Source organism: Arthrobacter methylotrophus (assembly GCF_039539965.1).
Classification (GTDB): domain Bacteria; phylum Actinomycetota; class Actinomycetes; order Actinomycetales; family Micrococcaceae; genus Arthrobacter; species Arthrobacter methylotrophus.
The window spans coordinates 4,814,987-4,833,996 of sequence record NZ_BAABED010000001.1 but is presented as its reverse complement, the minus strand read 5'-3'; the positions used below and the strand labels follow the sequence as shown (position 1 = coordinate 4,833,996).

Below are 19,010 nucleotides of genomic sequence, written 5' to 3'. Positions count from 1 at the left end.
GCTACGCTCCCGGCGTCTGCTCCTCGATGACCGCCTTCAGCTGCTCCAGCTGGATCACCTCGTCCTCCATGGTCTTCTGGATCATGTTGTTCATCAGTTTCTGCAAGCCCTTCGGATGCAACTCCAGCGCAAACCGTACCCGCGTATTTGGACCCTCGGTGCTGAGATAGTAGCCACCGGTGGGGCGCACAGGACCCGCGACGACGGCGAAGCGCACTTCAGCGCCGGGCCGCGCCTCGGTGATCTGGAAGTCAGCCGCAATCGGCCGCCCACCGGGGCCCGTCAAAGTCTGCTGGTAGACGGCACCCTTTTCGCCGGTGTGTCCGGAACGGAGGGAAATGCTGCGGATTCCCCTGCGCCACAGCGAATTGTTCAGGCCGTCTACCAGGAATTTGTAGACGGTCATGGCGTCGCGACCAATCAGTACTTCATGCTCTGCAAATGCCACGGAATCCTCTTTCGGCGTACGGCTAATAGACATAGCCGGGTTCCCCATGACGCAGCCGCTAACTGCTACAGAATAATCACGCGCGGCGCAGCACAACACACCCGCGTCGAGCCTTAACCGAATCTTTACGAGGACCCCAGGGAAATTGACGAGACCGTGATACCGGCGGCCGTCCCCACCATCCGCCGCAGCGGTGGGGAACGGTGCCGCCCACCGGCGAGTCTGTGTCCGGAACACCGCCCCATCTGCGCTAAGCTGGATCTGCTCCGGCAGCATGGCGGGGCATTGCGGGCGTAGCTCAATGGTAGAGCGCTAGCTTCCCAAGCTCGATACGCGGGTTCGATTCCCGTCGCCCGCTCCATTTTCTTCCTTCCCCCGTCTGGGGAATTTTCACGATAGAAGGCGTCCAAGCGTCTGGGTGTATCGTCAGGAGCTAGGAGCCATTTCGGCTCTGCTCTAGGGAGCGATCATGGCTGACAAATCACCTCGCCAAGCTGCATCGAAAAAATCCGGTAAATCCATCAAGGAAAAGCGTGCGGATAAGAGGGCTTCAGAGTCCCCCGCAACCACGGTGGCCAAACCGGCAACCGGCAACAAAAAATGAGCGGCCATAGAGGCACCCTGACCCTCGGCATCATGTCGTCATCGCGGAAGCCGGACGAGCGCCGGCTTCCTGTCCATCCCCTGCATCTGGAGCGGGTTGCTCCGGAAGTCCGGCAGCACATCCGGCTCGAGCGCGGCTACGGCGAGCGCTTCGGCTTTTCGGACAGCCAACTGGAACCCTTGGTGGGTGGCATGGCGAGTCGTGAAGAGCTGATCTCGAGTTCGGATGTCATCCTGCTGCCCAAGCCGCAGCCGGAAGACCTGACCGAACTCCGTGACGGACAGGTTCTCTGGGGTTGGCCCCATTGTGTCCAGGACCGCGCCATCACCCAGCTCGCCATTGACAAGAAGCTGACCTTGATCGCCTTCGAGGCAATGAACCACTGGGCCAGCGATGGCGGCTTCGGGCTTCATGTTTTCCACAAGAACAACGAGCTTGCAGGCTACTGCTCCGTCATCCACGCCCTTGCCCTGACGGGTTCGACGGGTGATTACGGCAGGCGGCTCAGCGCCGTCGTGATTGGTTTCGGCGCCACGGCGCGAGGCGCTGTCACCGCCCTCAATGCGCACGGCATCCACGACGTCCAGGTGCTGACCAACCGCGGTGTCGCGGCGGTCGGTTCCCCCATCCACTCGGTGCGAATAGTGCAGTTCGATCACGACCAGAACGCCCCTTTCCTGAGCGAAGTCATTACCGATCGTGGACGCCTGCCGCTGGCTCCGTTCCTTGCCACCGCCGACATTGTGGTCAACTGCACCCTGCAGGACCCGAACTCGCCGCTGACATACCTGCGGACCGAGGATCTTGACGCATTCGAGCCTGGCAGCTTGATCGTTGACGTCTCGTGCGACGAAGGCATGGGCTTCAGTTGGGCGCGGACCACGACGTTCGCCGAGCCAATGTTCACCGTAGGCGACCACATCAACTACTACGCCGTGGACCACAGCCCGTCCTACCTGTGGAACTCGTCCAGCTGGGAGATCAGCGAAGCGCTCCTGCCGTTCCTCGAGACCGTCATTTCGGGTCCGGAGACCTGGGACGCCAACGAGACGATTTCCCGTGCCATCGAGATCCGCGACGGCACCATCCGCAACCCGGACGTGCTGCAGTTCCAAGGACGCGCGGCGGAATATCCGCACCTTGCGGCTAGGGGCCTGGTTTAGCTCGCGGACAACCGGGCGCCCAGCCAGGCGCCTGGTTGTCCTGCAGGCGGCGCTAAGCCGACTGGGCGACGATCCGTACCATCCGGCGTCGATCCCTGACGTTCACTTTGAGCCGCAACTCAGACCTCCGGGCGAGCACGACGGCGACTGTCACCGCTGCGAGCGCGGGCACCCCGCCTGACACCAAGAGCGCTGCGTGCGGGTTCAGGTGCTCGGCGATCCAGCCCATCGTGGGTCCACCGATGGCTTGGCCGCCAATGAGCACCATGATGTAGAGGCTCATGACGCGGCCGCGTATGCTCACGTTGGCGCTGACCTGGACCAGCTGGTTGGCGGCGGTCAGGAACATAAGGCACCAGAATCCGGAGAGAACCATAGCGATGGAGAGCCAGACCATGGACGGTGCCAACGCCGCCAGGCACAGCATCAAGCCGTACATCCCGGCGCACAGCACCACTGAACGCAAACGCAATTGGCGGCGGCGGGCCGAAGTGATGGCTCCGGCGAGCGCGCCCAGGGCAACCATGGCGTTCAGCAAGCCGTAGCCGCCGGCACCCGCGTGGTAGATGTGGTCCGCGAAAGCGGCCAACAGCACGGGCAGGCTCATCGCGAAGACCGCCACAAAGCCCGCCATGAGCCACGGCCAGTAGATGGTGGGCTTGCTGAGGGCGTATCGCAGGCCTTCCTGCAGCATTCCCTTGCGTTTTGGCACGGGCGTGCTGACATAAAGTTCGTTCTTGCGGAGCATGATCAGCATGGTGACCGTGGAACAGCAAGCGACCGCATTCGCGGCGAAGGCCCAGCCGGCGCCGACTGCCGTCAACAGCAGCCCAGCGAGGGCAGGACCAATCAAGCCGCCCAGCTGGAAGATGGTCGAGTTGACGCTGATCGCGTTGCGCAAGTATTTCGGTCCCACAAGCTCATTGACGAAGACCTGCCGGGCAGGCTGGTCCAGGACAGTCACGAGTCCCAGGACAAACGCGATCATGTAGACATGCCACACCTCGATGTGGTGGCTCAGTGCCAGGATGGCGAGGACGGCCGCGAGGCAGGCCGCCACGCTCTGGCACAGGATAAGGATGCGTCGCTTGGGGAAGCGATCGGCCATCATGCCGCCCCACGGGCCCAGGAACAGGGATGGCGTGAACTGCAGCGCCACGGTTATTCCGACGGCGGTGACGGAACCGGAGAGCTGGAGTACCAGCCAGTCCTGGGCGATCCTTTGCATCCAGAGGGCGATCACGGCCACGAAATGGCCCATGGCGAAAATCCGGAAGTTGGGTACTTTGAGGGAAATGAAGGTGTGCCGCCAAGGCAGTCGTTCGCTCACTAAGGCGATCGGCTGAGTGACAGTATCCGGGCCAGCTGCGTGGGCCATGCGGCTGCCGGCGGCGAGTGAATCGACGGAGGGTTGGCTGACATTTGCCGCTGAGGGCGGTGGGGGTGCCAAAAGTAGTCCTTGGATAGACGGTTTCGCTGGGATGCCTCTAACGCTATTGTTTGCCGCCATGATTATGGAAGTGAATTGGCTGTATAACTAGCATTGCGAAATGCAATACACTTCCTTGAACGTACCGATTTCAAGGAGCCCCGTGTTCGAACCCGTGCAGCTGCGGTCTTTCCTGGCCGTGGCCGAGACTTTGAGTTTTACCAAGGCAGCCGAACGCCTCGGCCTGGCCCAGCCCACCGTGAGCCAACACGTGAGAAAGCTGGAGACTGCGGCCAAACGGGCGCTCGTAGCGCGCGACACCCGCGATGTTCGGCTGACGGACAATGGCGACGCCATGGCTGGGTTTGCCCGGAACATCCTGGCCGCCCACGATTCCGCAGCGAGGTATTTCTCCGGATCCGCGATGCGCGGCCGGCTGCGATTCGGAACGGCCGACGATCTCGCCATCACCGGCCTGCCGCGGATCCTGCGCGAGTTCCGGCAACTGTATCCCCAGATCAACCTCGAGCTCACGGTCAGCCAGAGCGACCAGCTTTATAAACGCGTCAATGCGGGCCAGCTCGACCTCGTGTTCGTGAAGTGGGTGGGCGAAGCCCAGGACGGCACCGTAGTTCGGCATGACAAGTTCGCCTGGGTCGGCGTCGAACAGACCGTCTTGGACCCGGCCAGCCCGGTGCCGCTGATCTGCTACCCGGCACCGAGCGTCAGCCGCAAACTGGCCATCGATGCCCTCGAGGCCATGGGCCGGACCTGGCGTGTCACGTGTTCCACGAGGCAGATCGCGGGCGTCCTGGCAGCGGTGAGGGCAGGCATTGGCGTCGCAGTCATGCCGTCGTCGCTGGTTCCAGAGGATCTCACTGTGATCACGCGGCGCTTTGACCTACCGCCCGTGGGCGATGTCGATTTCACCCTGATCCGCAACCCGTTGGCAAACTCCGAGGTCGTGGAGGCGTTGACGCAGGCGATCATCGGGAGAACGCTCAACAAGCAGGCGTAGCTTCGGTTCCCGTGCATCCGCGGAGTCAGGCGGCGTTGGCCTAGACGGTACTGCGCTCCCGGACCAACCCCTGCGCAGCTAGGAACACGGTGTGGACGATCGCTTTCCGGCGCCGCTCCGCCCTGCTCGATCCCTTGCCGGCCATGAGGCCATCCAGCTCGGGCAGGACCGGCCAGGCGTCACAGAGCGCAATGATGGTAAGCATCAGATCGGCCGCATCTTCCCTCGATGTGCCGGGCAAGGCTCCGATGACGCCATCAACCTTGTCAGTGCAGTTCACGGCCCGGTCCGGACGGTTCACCACATAGTCCCCGCGCTCCAAGCCCTCCCAAAACAGCAGCCTCGGCAAGGTTGCATCTTGATGGTGATGATCGAAGAGCCGTCCGGCGTAGTCGGCCAAGGCTTCGGGACCGCTGCCCTCGATGCGGACTTCATCCACCACCTTGCTGAGCTGGGACGCGATGACGGCGTCGAAGAGAAGGTCCTTCTTCCCGAAGTACTGATAGATGCGTTCTTTGTTGACTCCGGCCGTTGCCGCGATGCGGTCCACCCTGGCGCCGGCGAGTCCGAAGTGGCAGAACTCGGCGGTGGCCGCTTCAAGGAGGAGCCGCTTGGTCCGCTCGGTGTCCCATGCCATCCATCCATGTTAACAGATTCCAACCAAGTAGTTGTAGTTCTCGAGAGCGGCGTTTAGTCTGAACTCACCCCGAAAGCAACTAATTAGTTGGAGAATGTCATGAGCACCGAAATCCCACTTACCGCACCCGCGGAAAGCGCCGCGCCCGCGACGGTTTCCGTGTCTGTTTCCGCTCCCGCGCCGTCCGTGCACATGCCCTCCATGCACATGCCTTCGATACACACCCGCGCGATCATTACCTGGCTGGCCATCTTCCCGCTCGTCGCGATCGGCATGACCGCCCTCGGGCCGCTCACCGAATACTGGCATCCAGCCCTCCGAGCCCTCGTCCTGACCCTCGTGGTGGTTCCAACGGCCGTTTACCTGGTTGTTCCCAACCTGCTCGCAGCTTACGGCTCCCTGAAAAGGCGGCGGGCACGGAAGGCCGGAGGCAGGGCCTAGCCTGAGGGGGTCCTTCGAAGGAAATCGCAGCAGGCGTCCGGGTCGAGCGAGCTAACGTGAGCAAATGAACGCCACCGCATTCCATCCGATCGTCTTCGATCGTCTTCGAAAGCTGGATCGAGCATGCGCTACCCCGGACTCCCGTGCACCAGTTTCACGAACGAATGTTAACAGCAGCGCACGATTTGACCCCTTTCCTGCAATGACCCCTGTGTCACGCATCACCCGGCGATCGAGCGGGCGCGCGCTAAACTTGTCACGTTATGAACCGCACAATGTTTAAGTCCAAGATCCACCGCGCCACGGTGACCCATGCCGATTTGCACTACGTCGGTTCAGTGACGGTCGACCTGGACCTGCTGGATGCCGCGGATATCCTCCCGGGTGAGCTTGTCTCCATTGTTGACGTGAGCAATGGCGCGCGCCTCGAGACGTACACGATCGCCGGCGAACGTGGTTCCGGCGTCATCGGCATCAACGGAGCCGCCGCGCACTTGGTGCACGTGGGCGACGTCGTCATCCTCATCACCTATGCGGAGATGACCACGGAAGAGGCGAGGGCCTACCAGCCCAAGGTTGTCCATGTGGACAAGTCCAACAAAATCGTCCAGCTCGGCAGCGATCCCGCCGAGGGGATCACCCCGGGCATCATGCGCCCGCCGCACGCCCTCAACAACGCGGACCTGAACTAGGGTTCCCTGCCGTTTCCCCTCCGGAGCGCGCCCATGACGCAGTCCACATTCCGGAACACCCCGCCGTCGGGCCTTACAGGCAAATAAAGCTGATTTAGGCTGGGACCGTGAACCCACGCCATACCGCGCCCATCCCCCTCCGGATGCCGTAGTGCTGGGCGTCCTTTCCGGCTTCTTCGTGGTGTGGGCCATCATCCTGGTGGGCATGTTCGTCGGCAAGCGCGGGATCCTGGGAGACAACGCGCGTTCGGTCCTCAGCGGGCTGACGTTCTTCGTGGCAAGTCCTGCGCTCCTCTTTGAAACCTTGGGCAAGGCCCATCTTCACGACGTCTTCGCGGCGCCACTCCTGGTCACGGCCGTGGGCGCGGTAGCCACAGGCACCCTCTTCTTTGTCATCGTGAAGTTCTGGCTCAAACGATCCCTCCCCGAATCGCTCATGTCCTCCATGAGCGCATCCCTGGCCAACTCCGCGAACCTCGGCATCCCCATCGCGGTGTTCGTCCTGGGCGACGCGAGCTATGTGGCGCCGCTGCTGATCTTCCAGCTCGCGTTTTTCACGCCGATGTATCTGATGGCCCTCGACGCGAGCACCAGCAGCCGCCGCACCACTCCCCTGCGGTTCGTCTTGATGATCGTGCGGAATCCCATGATCGTTGGTTCGGCCCTCGGCCTCGTGGTGGCCGGCACGGGTTGGCAAGTGCCCCCGCTCGTCATGGAGCCGATCCATTTGATCGGCGGGGCCGCCATTCCCGCGATGCTGATGGCATTCGGGATGAGCCTGAACGGTTCGAGGCCCCTGCAAAAAGACACTGGCCGACGGATTGACACCTTGCTTGCGAGCGGGTTCAAGCTGTTCGTCCACCCCACGATGGCGTACCTCTTCGCCCGCTTCACCCTGGGCTTGGACGGTCACGCGCTGTTCTCCGTGGTGGTCACGTCGGCCCTCCCGACAGCGCAGAACGTCTTCGTTGCCGCGAGCCGCTACAACACGGGAATCACGGTGGCCAAGGACACCGTCCTTGTCACCACCGTCGTGGCCGTCCCAGCGATGATCGCCGTCGCGTTGTTGCTCACCTGAGCACCCAACTAACTCGCAGTTGTTGTCGTTATGAGCCCTCTAAACGACAACAAGTGCGAGTTAGTTGGGTGAGGGGCGAGCTAGTTGGGCACGTCGCTACTCTTCGTCCACCGAATCGAGGTACCTGTCCAGGAGCTGCGCACAACGGATGAAACCGAGGTGCGAGTAAGCCTGCGGGTGGTTGCCCAAGTGGGTCTCCGTGCCGGGGTCGAACTCTTCGGGAAGCAAACCCGTCGGCCCAAAAAGCGCCACGAGCTGGTTGAACAACTCCAACGCATCATCCAAGCGACCCACGGCAAGGTACGCCTCAATCAGCCAGGTGGTGCAAATGTGGAACCCGCCCTCCAGACCCGGCAGGCCGTCGTCGTACCTGTACCGGAACACGGTGGGACCCACCCGAAGTTCCCGCTCGACGGCGGTGACGGTGTCCAGGAAGCGCTGGTCGCGGACATCCAAAAGGCCGGAGAGTCCGATGTGCAGCACGGCAGCGTCCAGGTCCGGGCTGTCGTACGCCACGGTGTACGAATTGGCGGAATCGTCCCAGCCCTCACGGAGGACCTCGGCCCGGATAGTGTTGGCTGTTTCCTCCCACTCGGCTCCGAGGGGGCGCCGGAACCGGACAGCGGTCTGCATTGCCCGGTCCAGCGTCACCCAGCACATCACTTTGGTGTAGATGTGGTGCCGTGGCGCGCGCCTCGCTTCCCAGATGCCGTGGTCCGGTTCGTGCCACCGGGCCAGCACCGCCGAGGCCATCTGCTCCATGAGCTTCCAGTGCTCGTCCGGCACGGTGCCGCGCCGCTTGCCCAGCCCGTGGATGAGCTCTGCGATCGGTCCGAAGACATCCAGCTGCACTTGGTGATCGGCGGCGTTCCCGATCCGCACGGGCCGCGATCCGGCGTAACCGGGCAGGCTTTCGATAATGGCCTCCGTGGACAGCGGGGAGCCGGTCACGGAGTACAGGGGATGCAGCCATTCCGGTCCCGGCGCGTTCTCCAGGATGCGCCCCAGCCAGCGGAGAAACCCATCTGCCTCCTCGGTAGAACCGAGATCCACCAGCGCGTTGACGGTCATGGAACCATCGCGGAGCCAGCAATAGCGGTAGTCCCAGTTGCGGGTGCCGCCGATTCCTTCAGGCAGCGAGGTGGTGGGCGCCGCGAGGACGGCCCCGGTAGGTTCGTGCACCAGCGCCTTCAGGACCAGCGCCGAGCGCCGCACCAACGAAGGTTTCATGTCGGGCAGTTCCAGCCCACGGACCCACTGCCGGGATTGGTGCGCGACGGCGGCCCGCCGGGCGAGCTCTCCGGCCGGGTCCGGCGTCGTCGGCTCAGTGTCTCCGCACCTGAGGTTCATGACGACGGGACCGTTCGCGAGTCTGACTTCCGCGGTGGCGGTGCCGTGTTTGCCGTCGCTTGAAACATTGAATGAGACTCCGGGAGCGAAAAGGACAATAGGGTCCGAGGTGCCCACCACGTGCAATTCCTCACCCCTGACCTCCATGTTGAACGGCGCATTGGCGTAGTCCGGCCTCGGTGCAAACACAATCCGCGCGATGCCTGTGCCGGAGATGACCCTGACCAGGCTGGTGATCCCGTCCGGGGCCGGTTCGAGGTAGTCGGTGACTGTGACGTCGGCCCAGCGCGTCTCCACGATCATGGTGTTGTCCACGTAGCGCTGGCCCAGCACCTTCGACGCCTTGACCGGTTCCACGCTGAAGTGCCCGGCCGGATCGCCCCCGAGGATGTGGGCAAACAGGGAGCCGGAATCCGGGAGAGGATGGCTCATCCAGCAAATCTTGGCTTCCGGGGTGAGCAGCGCAGTGGAGGTCCCGTTGCCGATCATCGAATGCCGTTCCAGCCCCACTGCGTCCTCGCCGAACAACCATGCCCGGCGCAGTTCGAACAAGATGGCGAGTACCTTTGCGAAGGATTCCGGGTCCGGCAGCCGGTAGCGCGCCGATGTTTTTCCGGGCCCGACGTGCAAGCCAAGATCGGGGCCCCGCAAAGTGGCGATAGCGAGTTCGTCGCTGTCCGCGTCGCCGGCAAACAGCGCCGCGCTGGCCCCCAACTGTGTGCGCAGATGCTCCAGCGCGGCGCCTTTGGACGGCTCCACAATGGAAAGGTCCAACACGGATCCGTCCACTATGAAGACCAGGCCCAGCTCGCGGGCGATCTGCTGCGCTTCGAGGGTCACCCGTGCAACCGCTGCAGGCGTGGCCGGCCTGGTGTGGATAGCGACGGCCACAGGCTTTCGCTCGATGCTGATGCCCTTTTCGAAGCCGATGGATTCATTGAGCGCCATAGCTGCTTGCTGGAGGATCGCCTCTGTGGCCATCGAGATGCTGTACGCGTAGGTCATGTCGAACTCAGCGCCGTGCGAACCTACCAGATGGACTTCCGCCGGCAGCCTGGACACGGCAGCCAGGTCCCGCAGCGATCGGCCGGAGATAACGGCCGTGTGCGTGTTCGGCAGGGCGGCCAAGGCCCGGAGCGCGACGGCGGCATTCCCCAACGGGAGCGTCTCCGTTGACACGCCTTCGGCGGTGCAGAGGGTTCCACCGTAATTGCAGGCCACCAAAAGCCCCGGGGTGCGGGCCAGCATTCTGAGCTCAGTGAGGAGCTCCGGGGTAATTCCGTCGTGGGCTGCCTCGGATTGGACGAACGTCCGCAGGAGTCCAAGGGGAAGCGATTTTGTCAGCAGCGCCGAATCGGCCAGGGACAAATTGAGCGGAGTAGCCATGGGGACGATCCTTCCGGGTGGATTCGTCCAGTGTCCGTCCCGGGAGTTTCGTCCTTATGCCCACTTCGTTGCCAACAAGTAACGCTTCCGAGTGTCCTCGGCAGGGTGCGTCACGCCAGGCATTCTTTTGTTCCGGCGCAGAGGTGCGTTCCGCGCAATTCCGCGGTAGGCCGCCGTCGGACGCTTCAAAAGTTTGCTCGGCGTGACGCGAGCCCGCTTGGCTAGGCTCGTACCAACCCCGCCACCTCCGCGACCAGCTCGACCGAACGCAGGCGCTGCGCCGTGCCCGTGCTCTGGTGGGCCACAATCAGTTCGTCGGCGTCGGCGTGGCGGGAAAATTCGTCAAGATAGTCACGCACGACCCCCGGCGTCCCCACCGCCGAGTACTTCACCATCTGCGCGATGTGCTGGCCCTGGGCCGAGTCGAGGATGAGGTCCGCTTCGGCGTCGGTGAATTCGCGGCCACCGCCTAGGAAGCGGGAGATACGGTCCCGCTTGACCTCAAGGAACAGGCGTTGGGCCTCGGCCGCGGAATCGGCCGCAACCACGTTCACTCCCGCGATTACGTAAGGATGCTGCAGCTGCTCGGAGGGCTTGAACTCGCGGCGGTAAATGGCGACAGCGTCTTGAAGCGCGTTGGGAGCGAAGTGCGAGGCGAAAGCGTATGGCAGTCCGAGTTGCGCTGCAAGGCGTGCCCCGAACAAGGAGGAACCGAGGATGTACAGCGGCACGTTGGTGCCCTTGCCGGGCGTCGCTTCGACCCCTTGAATGCGAGTGGGCCCCGTGAGGTAGCCCTGCAGCTCCACCACGTCCTGCGGGAAGGTGTCCGCGGCCATGGGGTCGCGGCGGAGCGCGCGCATGGTGTTCTGGTCGCTGCCGGGCGCACGACCGAGGCCAAGGTCGATCCGCCCGGGGTGCAGCGTCTCAAGGGTGCCGAACTGCTCGGCGATGGTGAGCGGGGAGTGGTTGGGCAGCATGACGCCGCCGGCACCGAGCCGGATGGTGCTGGTGCTGGCTGCGATGTGGGCAATCAGCACGCTCGTTGCGGAGGAAGCGATCGAGCCCATGTTGTGGTGCTCGGCGTACCAGATCCGTCGGTAGCCGAGCCGCTCGGCCAGTTGTGCCATGGCGACGCTCCCGGCGAAGCTCTCCGCCGCCGTCTGACCTTTGCCGATGATTGCCAGGTCGAGGATGGAGAGGGGAACAGTCACGTGGGTGCCGGCCTTTCGAAGGTGGTGTGGTCCAAGGGGCCGGTTGCCCGGCCACTCTTGCGACAACGACAGCGGCGCCCGGCTTATTTCGCGCGCTTGCGTGGGTTCCGTCTCAGCTCGCGGACTGTGACCTCCCGGGACCTCGAATGAAGCCGGGTTAACTCCTGTATCCCAGCGTTTCACGGCGCTTTGACCGGCTCTCGGCTCTGCCGGATAGTTGCTGCAAACGCACACCATCCATCATTTCGAAGGGGATTCCATGGCTATTTCGCGCCTCAAAACCCGCGTCGCACTGGCACTCGCCGCGACCACGGCCCTCGGCCTCGCCGCATGCTCGGACCCGGGCGCCTCAGCCGCGTCAGCGCCGTCGTCGTCCACTGGCGCCTCCACTGCCAGGACTTTCAATCTGTCCCCCGAACAGGACCGCTTCGCGGTAAAGGTCTCACCGGAAGCCGCAGCCCTCGTGCCTGAGTCGGTCAAGGCGGACGGCAAGCTGACCGTCGCGGTGAGCCCCTTCGCGGCCCCGCTGGCTGTGTACGCCACGGACAACAAGACGCCGGTGGGCAACGAGGTAGACATCGCCGTCGCGCTGGCCGAATCGCTGGGACTCAAAGCGGACATTGTCCCGACGGCTTGGGCTGACTGGCCGCTGGGCGTGGAATCGGGCAAGTACGAGGCCGTCATCTCGAACGTTACCGTCACGGAAGAGCGGAAGCTCAAATTCGATTTCGCCAGCTACCGCGAGGACAAACTCGGCTTCTACGCCAAGAGCGACAGCTCCATCACCAAGGTGGACTCAGCTCCCGATGTGGCGGGCAAGCGGATCATTGTTGGCTCGGGGACCAACCAGGAGGCAATCCTGTTGCGCTGGGACGCTGAGAACAAGAAGAACGGTTTGAAGCCGGTTGAGTTCCAGTATTACGACGACGACTCGGCCTCCACGCTCGCGCTGCAGTCTGGCCGTGCGGACCTGACGTTCGGGCCGAATGCGACCGCGTCCTACAAGTCCCAGACTGATGGCAAGACCAAGAACGTGGGCCTGGTGGACGGCGGTTGGCCGCTCAAGGCGAGCATCGCGGTGACCACCAAGAAGGGAAACGGCTTCGCGGCGGCTGCCCAGGCAGGCCTGAACTCGCTCATCAAGGACGGCACGTATGGAAAGATCCTGGACCGTTGGGGCCTCTCGGCAGAAGCCGTCCAGAGCTCGGAACTGAACCCGGCAGGGCTGCCGAAGAGCTAGCCCTGGCCAAGGAGGGTGTAACTTTCCACATATCCGGGGCCACCGCGATCCGGAGAAGCGAAAGGGAATTCCATGGTCCAGCACCTTGCCATCCTTGATGACTACCAAGCGGTCGCCTACGACTATGCGCCGTGGGCCGAGCTCGCCGACGACGGCGTGGACGTCACCGTATTCACCGAGCCGTTTGCCGGCGAGCAGGAAACCGTGGACGCCCTCCGCGACTTCGACATCATCATGGCCATGCGGGAGCGCACCGCTTTCGACGCCGGGCGCCTCCGGCAACTGCCGAAGCTGAAGCTCCTCGTCACCACCGGAATGGCCAACGCAGCCATCGACCTGATCGCGGCCCAGGAGCAGGGCATTACCGTTTGCGGGACCGGCGGTTCGGCCGCGGCCGCACCGGAACTGACGTGGGCCCTGCTTCTGGCTTTCGCCCGCAAGGTGCCGTTCGAGGACCAGCGCTTGCGGGCCGGACATTGGCAGAGCACGGTGGGTTTCGAACTGTCAGGCAAGACCCTTGGAGTACTGGGACTGGGCAACATCGGGAGCAAAATCGCCGGTTACGCCAAGGCCTTCGGCATGGAGGTCATTGCTTGGAGTCCCCATCTCACTGAAGAGACTGCCGCCGCGGCCGGCGCCAGGAAGGTGAGTAAAGAGGCACTCTTCCGGGAGGCCGACGTCGTTAGTGTCCACGTGCGGTTATCGGAACGGTCCCGGGGGCTCGTCGGGGAGGACGAACTGCGGCTCCTCGGCCCCAAAGGCGTCCTGGTAAACACAGCCCGCGGGCCGGTCGTGGGCGAGGCGGCGCTCCTCCGCGGTCTCAACGAGGGGTGGCTCGGCGGCGCAGCCCTGGACGTGTACGACGTCGAGCCCCTCCCGGCGGACCACCCTCTGCTCACGGCGCCGCGAACCGTGCTGACACCGCACTTGGGTTACGTCACTGCGCAAAGCTATGCCCGCTTCTATGGCGAGGCCTTCGAGGACGTCCGCGCGTGGGTGCGGGGAAATCCGGTGCGCGTGCTCACCGTTTAGGGCGTCCGTTGCTCCCCGCCGGACTCAGGGAGATTGTATTGGGCACCGAACTTTAGTCCCTCGGCGAGGGCATTCATGTTGACACCGAGAATGAGGTTGTTGACCAGCTTCGCGGCCTGGCCGTTGCCGGGCTGCTCATGATCAGGTCCTTTCATTGTGATTGCTGGAGGGCCATCGTTTTAGCCCAGGATCTTCAGTGCCGTGCCCCAATTGAAGCTCTCGTAGGCCGGGTTGGCTTGCAATGCCATCAGGAGCAGCTGGAAACCTTCCAATTCACGGGCATGGTGCAGGCCGCCGACCTGGAGCGGGCGGAGTCCAGCTGCAGTGACGAAGTCGGCGACCTCATTGCGGGCATCTTCGGAATCGGAGGCGATGAACACGTCCAACGGCTCTCCGGCCACCTCGCCGGCCACCAGGGTGCCCGCGAAGGTGGTGTTGAATGCCTTCACCACCGTGGCTCCCGAGGGGGCAAGTTTGGCGATTTCCTCCGCGGCTGAAGTGCCAGGGCCCACCACAAGGGAGTCGAAGGTCTCGTAGTTGACCGGGTTGCTGATGTCGATGATGATACGGCCGTCGAGGGCATCGCCGTAGCCGCTGACAACTTCTTTGGCGGCATCGAACGGTAGCGCGAGCACAACGATGCGGCCGGCAGGGGCCTCGGTGGAGGCCGCACCGGTGGCCCCGGATCCCAGCTCTCCGGCCAGCTTCTGCGCCTCCTCGGCGCTCTTGTCGAGTACCTGGACGGAACGGCCTGCTGCGACGGCGCGGGTACCGATGCCGCGGCCCATGTTGCCCGAACCGATGATGGTGATGTCAGTCATGGTGTTCTCCCTCAAGGAAATAGATCAGACGGGTTTTCACATCAAAGTATTTAGTTGAATCTTCAACTAAATACTTTGACGACTTTACTCTTGGCTGATTGAAAGTCAACCACTCTGACGGACCCCGGGACACCCCCTCCCGCTGTGAGCTAAGCGGGAATGATGTCGCCGCCTCCCCGGAATTCTTCGATGAGGACCTGCTCTGCGGCCGTGGCCTGCCTGTTGGCGGAACGCGCCAGTTGGATGCGCCACACGAGAGGCGTATGGATCGCCCGGATGCCCGCCTCCTGGCCATGCTGCAACGCAGACTCGGGCAGGAAGGCGACGCCAAGGCCCTCCCGGACCAGTTCGGTGGCCATGGTGAAGGACACCACTTCGGTATGGACCGTGCGGTGCAGCCCGGCCGCGGCGAAGGCGGCGTCCACTGTGGTGCGGTTTCCCCAGCCTTCGGGGAAATCGACGAAAGGCTCGTCCGCGATCTCGGAAAGGCTCACGCGTTTCCGGCCGGCCAAGGGGTGGGAGTCGGAACAGGCAAAGACGATTCCCTCAGCGTGCAGCGGGTGCAACTCGAGGCCGGGCGCAGCCTCTTCGGGCACGGACACCAAGGCCAGGTCCAGGGCTCCGGAGCGGACGTCCGCCAGGCTGGTGCGAGTTCCCTGGACGGTCTGGCGCAGCTTGATGACGATGCCGGGATAGTCCCGCCGGACGGTCCGCAGGACCTGCAGCACGTCGACGGAACCGGCATGAGCCAGCGTGCCCAGGGCCACTGTCCCGCGGACCGTTCCGCGAACGGCGTCGACAGCGTCCCGCGCGGCCTGTACATCGGCAAGGATCGTGCGGGCGCGCGGGAGCATCGCCTCCCCCGCAGGCGTGAGGCGAATCGACCGGCCCTGGCGGATGAACAAGTCGGAACCCAGCTCGTGTTCGAGCTGGCGGATGGCCGCCGAGACGGCGGACTGGACGATGTTGACCCGCCGCGCGCCCTGGGTGAAGCTCACCGACTCAGCCACTGCGATGAAATATTCAATCTGGAAAAGCTGCATGAATCCAGTATCGCGAATGACGATGGATACAAGCGTCAATAAGCGTTAGACACGATTACCTGCGCGACCAATACTGAAGGAATGACCCACACTCTGAGTTCCCCATCCTTCCGGACCGACGCACCGCACCAGGCGAACCGACGCCGGCACCGGCGCGGGTTCTGGATTGTCACGTTCGTCTTCATGATCACGATGGCGTTCGCGGCCGCGCCGGCCCCGCTCTATGTGCTTTACCAGCAACGGGGCGGGTTCAGCGCATTCATGATCACGATCATTTTCGCCGCCTACGCTGCTGGCGTAGTGGCCAGCCTTTTCCTGGCCGGGCATATCTCCGACAGGTTCGGCCGCCGCAGGGTGATCGCGCCGGCCGTGCTGCTCAACGTCGTCGCGGCGCTGATCTTCCTGGTTTGGCCCGAGCTTCCGGGCCTGCTGCTCGCCCGCTTCATCTCCGGCCTCGGCATCGGCATGCTCACCGCCACCGCTACCGCCCATATGACCGAACTCCACCGTGAGGCCCGCCCAGGCACCGGGTCCCGGCGCGCAGAGGTCATTTCCACCGCGGCCAACATCGGCGGACTGGGCCTGGGCCCGCTCATCACGGGCTTCCTCGCCGAGTATGTGCCGATGCCGCTGTACACCCCATATGTGGTCTTCGCGTTCCTGCTGCTCGCAGGGCTGCTGCTGATCGTGACCGTCCCGGAAACCGTCAACAACGTCGACGAAACCTGGGTCTACCGACCGCAGCGGGTCGTGGTCCCCCGCGCCGCGCGGGGACAGTACGTGGCCGCGGCCATGATGGCGTTCGTCGGGTTCGCCATGTTCGGCTTCTTCACTTCCCTGGCGCCCTCCTTTGTCGCCCGGCAGCTCGGCATGACCTCCCATGTGCTCGCCGGCGCCGTCGCCTTCGTCGTCTTCGCCTCCTCGGCAGCATTCCAGGTTCTCTCCTCCCGCTGGAGGCGCACCACGCAGTTCGTCATCGGCCTGATTCTGCTGGCCACAGGCCTTAGCCTGGTGACCGTGTCGATCGCCGCGTCGTCGTTGCCGTTGCTAATCGCCGGCGGGCTCGTCGCAGGCGCCGGGGTCGGCGTGACCTTCAAGTCCGCGATTGGTACCGTCATCGCCATCTCGGCCCCGGAGACCCGCGGCGAGGCACTGGCCGGGCTGTTCCTCGTCGGGTACCTCGGCATGGCAGTGCCGGTTGTGCTGCTGGGCCTGATGCTTCAGACCACTCCTCTGGTTCCGGCCGTTGTGATGTTCGGTGCGGTCATGCTGGCGCTGATCGTGATCACCGCAGTGACTCTGGCCCGCGCTTACGGCCGAGACCGCCCGGTGCCCGCCGGTTCACCCGTATCCTCGAAGTAACCGATCCAAAGGAGCACGCATCATGGCTGACTGGCAGGACACCTTTCCCCTCTGGGCCGCCGGCTGGGCCGCCGTCCGCGGGCAAACGTCAACCCCGGAAGGCGCCGTCGTTGTCACCGCAGCGGCCGCGGCAGATGCCCCTCCGGAGTACATCGTCGCGTGGCCCGGATCCGACGCCGACCGCACCGCTGAAACAGTCCGCCAGCAGACCGGGGCGGTACTCACCCTGGTCACCGCGGAGTCAGGGGACGCACTGGACTACGCCGCCGCCCGCGGGCTGGCCACCGTGGGACAAGCCGTGCTGCTCACCGCCCCCATGGAGGAGCTGAACGCCGTGCCGGAATTACCCGAGAACGCCGAGCTTGCCCAGGCTCCGCTGGAACTGTACGACCTCGTGGAAATATCGGTCTTCGACCACCCCGTCGCCAGCGGCCGCATCAGGATCGAGGACGGCCTGGCCGTTATCGGCAGCGTCCGGACGCACGCACCGGAATCCGAGAAAGGCCTTGAAGCGGCAGTCCTGGCGGCACTGACGGACGAGGCCTACGTGCACGGCGCAAAGACCCTCTACACAGTCCTCCGCCCACACCAGGTGGCAGACTACACCGCCTCGGGATGGACAGTGGCGGCCCAAATCGTCAGCCTCAGTGCGAGCGAGTGAGCCTGAAGTTCCGCTCTGCACGCACCGGCGTTGCGAGCCCCAGGTTTTCCCGGAGGGTCGAGCCCACATATTCCGTGGGATACACGCCGCGTTCCTGCAGCTCGGGCACCAGATGGTTCACGATGTCATCCAGGCCCGTGGGGATGAGCCAGGGCGAGATGTTGAAGCCGTCCACGGCGCCCACGCGGGCGTATTCGGCCAAGGTGTCGGCCACGGCTGCGTACGATCCGGTGAACGTCGAGTCCACCCTTGCGGTGCGCGAGCTCACGAATTGCCTGATGGACAGGCCCTTCTCCTTAGCCTCGGCACGCCACTGCTCGGCGAGTTGCCGGGCCTTGGCGCCGTGGAAGCCGCTCCCCCTCGTCTCGCAGGTCTCCTCCACCACCGGATCGATCTCCGGGAGCGGGCCGTCGGGATCATAGGCGGATAACTCCCGGCCCCAGAACTGCTCCAGGTATGCCACCGCCTGCTGCGGCCCGATTTGCAAGCTACGGACCCATTCCTTCTTCTCGCGGGCTTCCTCGTCGCTTGCCGCGAGGATGAACTCGCTCGCGGGCATGATCTGTACGTCGTTTGCGGCGCGCCCGGCTGCCAGGGAGCGCGAGACGATATCGGCGCGGAACTCCACGGCGTCGTCGAACTTCGGGTGCGCCGAGAAAATGACGTCCGCCTGGCGGGCAGCGAAGTCGCGGCCTTCCGGGGAATCGCCGGCTTGGAACAGCACGGGCCTGTATTGGGCGCTGCGCGGCAACCGCGGCGTCACGTCCACGGAATAGTGCTGTCCGGAGTGGTGCACGCTCCGCGCGTGCGATGGCACCGCCCAGGAATCCGCTGAAACGGACGAGGAAACCGCTCCGTCCTCCCACGAATCCCAGATCCCCTTAGCCGTCTCCACAAACGCCTCGGCATGGAGATAGCGATCGGCGTGGTCCAGGTAGCCGCCCCGCCGGAAGTTGGCCCCGGTCCAGGCGTTGTCCGTGGTCACGACGTTCCAGGCCGCTCGCCCGCCGGAGAGCACGTCGAGTGAGGCGAGCCGGTGCGCGAGGTCGGCGGGATCGTTGTAGGTGGTGTTTTGCGTTGCGACGAGCCCGATGTTGGACGTCACCGACGCGAGCGCCGCCAGCATGGTCTGCGCGTCCGGCCTGCCCGCGACATCCAGGGCATGCGGGCGGCCAAGGTGCTCCCGCAAGCGCAGGCCCTCCCCTAGGAAGAATGCCGCGAACAACCCGCGTTCGGCGGTCTGGGCGATCCTCCTGAACGACTCGAAGTCGGTCTGCGATCCGGATTCGGGTGCCTTCCAGATGGTGCCGGAGTTGACGCCTTGGAAAAAGATCCCGAACTGGATCTTCCCGCTCGGCCGGAATTTAGCACGGTTGTGCTGTGTCATTTTCTCT

19 protein-coding genes and 1 tRNA gene are annotated in these 19,010 nt (G+C 64.2%); 11 read left to right on the top strand and 9 right to left on the bottom strand.

Translation table 11 applies throughout. The features are described 5' to 3' along the window. Position 1 precedes the first annotated feature (1 nt). The gene (locus ABD884_RS24860; protein ID WP_345055312.1) at positions 2 to 448 is read right to left on the bottom strand and encodes an SRPBCC family protein; all 447 of its coding nucleotides are present in this window, start codon (positions 446 to 448) and stop codon (positions 2 to 4) included. 287 nt (positions 449 to 735) lie between these two features. Between ABD884_RS24860 and ABD884_RS24855 the strand changes: the two genes are divergently transcribed. The 3 genes from ABD884_RS24855 to ABD884_RS24845 all read left to right on the top strand — a co-directional run bounded on the left by ABD884_RS24855 (position 736) and on the right by ABD884_RS24845 (position 2,215). Then, positions 736 to 809: transfer RNA gene (locus ABD884_RS24855), tRNA-Gly, on the top strand. A 108-nt stretch (positions 810 to 917) separates the two neighbouring features. Next, positions 918 to 1,052 (top strand): hypothetical protein, encoded by a 135-nt coding sequence (locus tag ABD884_RS24850; RefSeq protein ID WP_269317335.1) that lies wholly within the window; start codon positions 918 to 920, stop codon positions 1,050 to 1,052. After that, a complete protein-coding gene (locus ABD884_RS24845; RefSeq protein WP_345054031.1) occupies positions 1,049 to 2,215 on the top strand; it encodes a N(5)-(carboxyethyl)ornithine synthase in 1,167 nt (388 codons plus the stop codon). The genes ABD884_RS24850 and ABD884_RS24845 overlap by 4 nt, the downstream gene beginning before the upstream one ends. Positions 2,216 to 2,267: 52 nt before the next feature. Here the strand turns inward: ABD884_RS24845 and ABD884_RS24840 are convergent, their stop codons facing one another. After that, entirely contained in the window at positions 2,268 to 3,665 is a 1,398-nt protein-coding gene (locus tag ABD884_RS24840; protein WP_345054028.1) for an MFS transporter, read from the bottom strand. 142 nt (positions 3,666 to 3,807) lie between these two features. Between ABD884_RS24840 and ABD884_RS24835 the strand changes: the two genes are divergently transcribed. After that, the gene (locus ABD884_RS24835; protein WP_028267631.1) at positions 3,808 to 4,662 is read left to right on the top strand and encodes a LysR substrate-binding domain-containing protein; all 855 of its coding nucleotides are present in this window, start codon (positions 3,808 to 3,810) and stop codon (positions 4,660 to 4,662) included. 40 nt (positions 4,663 to 4,702) lie between these two features. Here ABD884_RS24835 and ABD884_RS24830 read toward each other — a convergent pair whose 3' ends face one another. Beyond that, on the bottom strand, positions 4,703 to 5,299 hold the full coding sequence (locus ABD884_RS24830; RefSeq protein ID WP_345054023.1) for a TetR/AcrR family transcriptional regulator: 597 nt from the start codon (positions 5,297 to 5,299) through the stop codon (positions 4,703 to 4,705). Positions 5,300 to 5,398: 99 nt separating this feature from the next. On the opposite strand from ABD884_RS24830, the gene ABD884_RS24825 reads away from it, so the two are divergent. From ABD884_RS24825 to ABD884_RS24815, 3 genes are all read left to right on the top strand, one after another. Continuing rightward, on the top strand, positions 5,399 to 5,740 hold the full coding sequence (locus tag ABD884_RS24825; RefSeq protein ID WP_345054017.1) for a putative antibiotic biosynthesis monooxygenase: 342 nt from the start codon (positions 5,399 to 5,401) through the stop codon (positions 5,738 to 5,740). Positions 5,741 to 6,003: 263 nt separating this feature from the next. Continuing rightward, complete coding sequence (gene panD / locus ABD884_RS24820) at positions 6,004 to 6,432, top strand: aspartate 1-decarboxylase (RefSeq protein WP_345054013.1); 429 nt, start codon at positions 6,004 to 6,006, stop codon at positions 6,430 to 6,432. 151 nt (positions 6,433 to 6,583) lie between these two features. After that, a complete protein-coding gene (locus tag ABD884_RS24815; protein WP_345054007.1) occupies positions 6,584 to 7,510 on the top strand; it encodes an AEC family transporter in 927 nt (308 codons plus the stop codon). 96 nt (positions 7,511 to 7,606) lie between these two features. Here ABD884_RS24815 and ABD884_RS24810 read toward each other — a convergent pair whose 3' ends face one another. Both ABD884_RS24810 and ABD884_RS24805 read right to left on the bottom strand, forming a co-directional pair. Next, positions 7,607 to 10,246 (bottom strand): trehalase-like domain-containing protein, encoded by a 2,640-nt coding sequence (locus ABD884_RS24810; protein WP_345054005.1) that lies wholly within the window; start codon positions 10,244 to 10,246, stop codon positions 7,607 to 7,609. 221 nt (positions 10,247 to 10,467) lie between these two features. Further along, positions 10,468 to 11,457 (bottom strand): LLM class flavin-dependent oxidoreductase, encoded by a 990-nt coding sequence (locus ABD884_RS24805; RefSeq protein WP_345054003.1) that lies wholly within the window; start codon positions 11,455 to 11,457, stop codon positions 10,468 to 10,470. Positions 11,458 to 11,716: 259 nt separating this feature from the next. Between ABD884_RS24805 and ABD884_RS24800 the strand changes: the two genes are divergently transcribed. Both ABD884_RS24800 and ABD884_RS24795 read left to right on the top strand, forming a co-directional pair. Further along, a complete protein-coding gene (locus ABD884_RS24800) occupies positions 11,717 to 12,697 on the top strand; it encodes an ABC transporter substrate-binding protein (RefSeq protein ID WP_345053998.1) in 981 nt (326 codons plus the stop codon). 72 nt (positions 12,698 to 12,769) lie between these two features. After that, positions 12,770 to 13,729: a D-2-hydroxyacid dehydrogenase family protein gene (locus ABD884_RS24795; RefSeq protein WP_345053994.1), complete on the top strand. Its 960-nt coding sequence runs from the start codon at positions 12,770 to 12,772 to the stop codon at positions 13,727 to 13,729. Here the strand turns inward: ABD884_RS24795 and ABD884_RS24790 are convergent. From ABD884_RS24790 to ABD884_RS24780, 3 genes are all read right to left on the bottom strand, one after another. Beyond that, the gene (locus tag ABD884_RS24790) at positions 13,726 to 13,884 is read right to left on the bottom strand and encodes an NAD-binding protein (RefSeq protein WP_345053990.1); all 159 of its coding nucleotides are present in this window, start codon (positions 13,882 to 13,884) and stop codon (positions 13,726 to 13,728) included. The genes ABD884_RS24795 and ABD884_RS24790 overlap by 4 nt on opposite strands. A gap of 24 nt (positions 13,885 to 13,908) precedes the next feature. Then, entirely contained in the window at positions 13,909 to 14,550 is a 642-nt protein-coding gene (locus tag ABD884_RS24785; RefSeq protein WP_345053985.1) for an NADPH-dependent F420 reductase, read from the bottom strand. A gap of 149 nt (positions 14,551 to 14,699) precedes the next feature. Beyond that, positions 14,700 to 15,593 (bottom strand): LysR family transcriptional regulator, encoded by an 894-nt coding sequence (locus tag ABD884_RS24780; protein WP_345053982.1) that lies wholly within the window; start codon positions 15,591 to 15,593, stop codon positions 14,700 to 14,702. 81 nt (positions 15,594 to 15,674) lie between these two features. Here ABD884_RS24780 and ABD884_RS24775 point away from each other — a divergent pair, with 81 nt between their 5' ends. Together ABD884_RS24775 and ABD884_RS24770 are read left to right on the top strand one after the other, a co-directional pair. Continuing rightward, on the top strand, positions 15,675 to 16,955 hold the full coding sequence (locus ABD884_RS24775; RefSeq protein WP_345053978.1) for an MFS transporter: 1,281 nt from the start codon (positions 15,675 to 15,677) through the stop codon (positions 16,953 to 16,955). 22 nt (positions 16,956 to 16,977) lie between these two features. Next, entirely contained in the window at positions 16,978 to 17,616 is a 639-nt protein-coding gene (locus ABD884_RS24770; RefSeq protein WP_028267644.1) for a hypothetical protein, read from the top strand. On the opposite strand, the gene ABD884_RS24765 is transcribed toward ABD884_RS24770, so the two are convergent. After that, complete coding sequence (locus ABD884_RS24765) at positions 17,600 to 19,003, bottom strand: NtaA/DmoA family FMN-dependent monooxygenase (RefSeq protein ID WP_345053970.1); 1,404 nt, start codon at positions 19,001 to 19,003, stop codon at positions 17,600 to 17,602. The genes ABD884_RS24770 and ABD884_RS24765 overlap by 17 nt on opposite strands. Positions 19,004 to 19,010 lie beyond the last annotated feature (7 nt).

Bases quoted from the DNA above. Each gene is read 5' to 3' on its own strand.
- ABD884_RS24780 (WP_345053982.1), bottom strand. From the start codon at position 15,593: ATGCAGCTTTTCCAGATTGAATATTTCATCGCAGTGGCTGAGTCGGTG.
- ABD884_RS24795 (WP_345053994.1), top strand. From the start codon at position 12,770: ATGGTCCAGCACCTTGCCATCCTTGATGACTACCAAGCGGTCGCCTAC.
- ABD884_RS24765 (WP_345053970.1), bottom strand. From the start codon at position 19,003: ATGACACAGCACAACCGTGCTAAATTCCGGCCGAGCGGGAAGATCCAG.
- panD (WP_345054013.1), top strand. From the start codon at position 6,004: ATGAACCGCACAATGTTTAAGTCCAAGATCCACCGCGCCACGGTGACC.
- ABD884_RS24775 (WP_345053978.1), top strand. From the start codon at position 15,675: ATGACCCACACTCTGAGTTCCCCATCCTTCCGGACCGACGCACCGCAC.
- ABD884_RS24770 (WP_028267644.1), top strand. From the start codon at position 16,978: ATGGCTGACTGGCAGGACACCTTTCCCCTCTGGGCCGCCGGCTGGGCC.
- ABD884_RS24850 (WP_269317335.1), top strand. From the start codon at position 918: ATGGCTGACAAATCACCTCGCCAAGCTGCATCGAAAAAATCCGGTAAA.
- ABD884_RS24800 (WP_345053998.1), top strand. From the start codon at position 11,717: ATGGCTATTTCGCGCCTCAAAACCCGCGTCGCACTGGCACTCGCCGCG.
- ABD884_RS24785 (WP_345053985.1), bottom strand. From the start codon at position 14,550: ATGACTGACATCACCATCATCGGTTCGGGCAACATGGGCCGCGGCATC.
- ABD884_RS24790 (WP_345053990.1), bottom strand. From the start codon at position 13,884: ATGAAAGGACCTGATCATGAGCAGCCCGGCAACGGCCAGGCCGCGAAG.
- ABD884_RS24830 (WP_345054023.1), bottom strand. From the start codon at position 5,299: ATGGCATGGGACACCGAGCGGACCAAGCGGCTCCTCCTTGAAGCGGCC.
- ABD884_RS24825 (WP_345054017.1), top strand. From the start codon at position 5,399: ATGAGCACCGAAATCCCACTTACCGCACCCGCGGAAAGCGCCGCGCCC.
- ABD884_RS24810 (WP_345054005.1), bottom strand. From the start codon at position 10,246: ATGGCTACTCCGCTCAATTTGTCCCTGGCCGATTCGGCGCTGCTGACA.
- ABD884_RS24845 (WP_345054031.1), top strand. From the start codon at position 1,049: ATGAGCGGCCATAGAGGCACCCTGACCCTCGGCATCATGTCGTCATCG.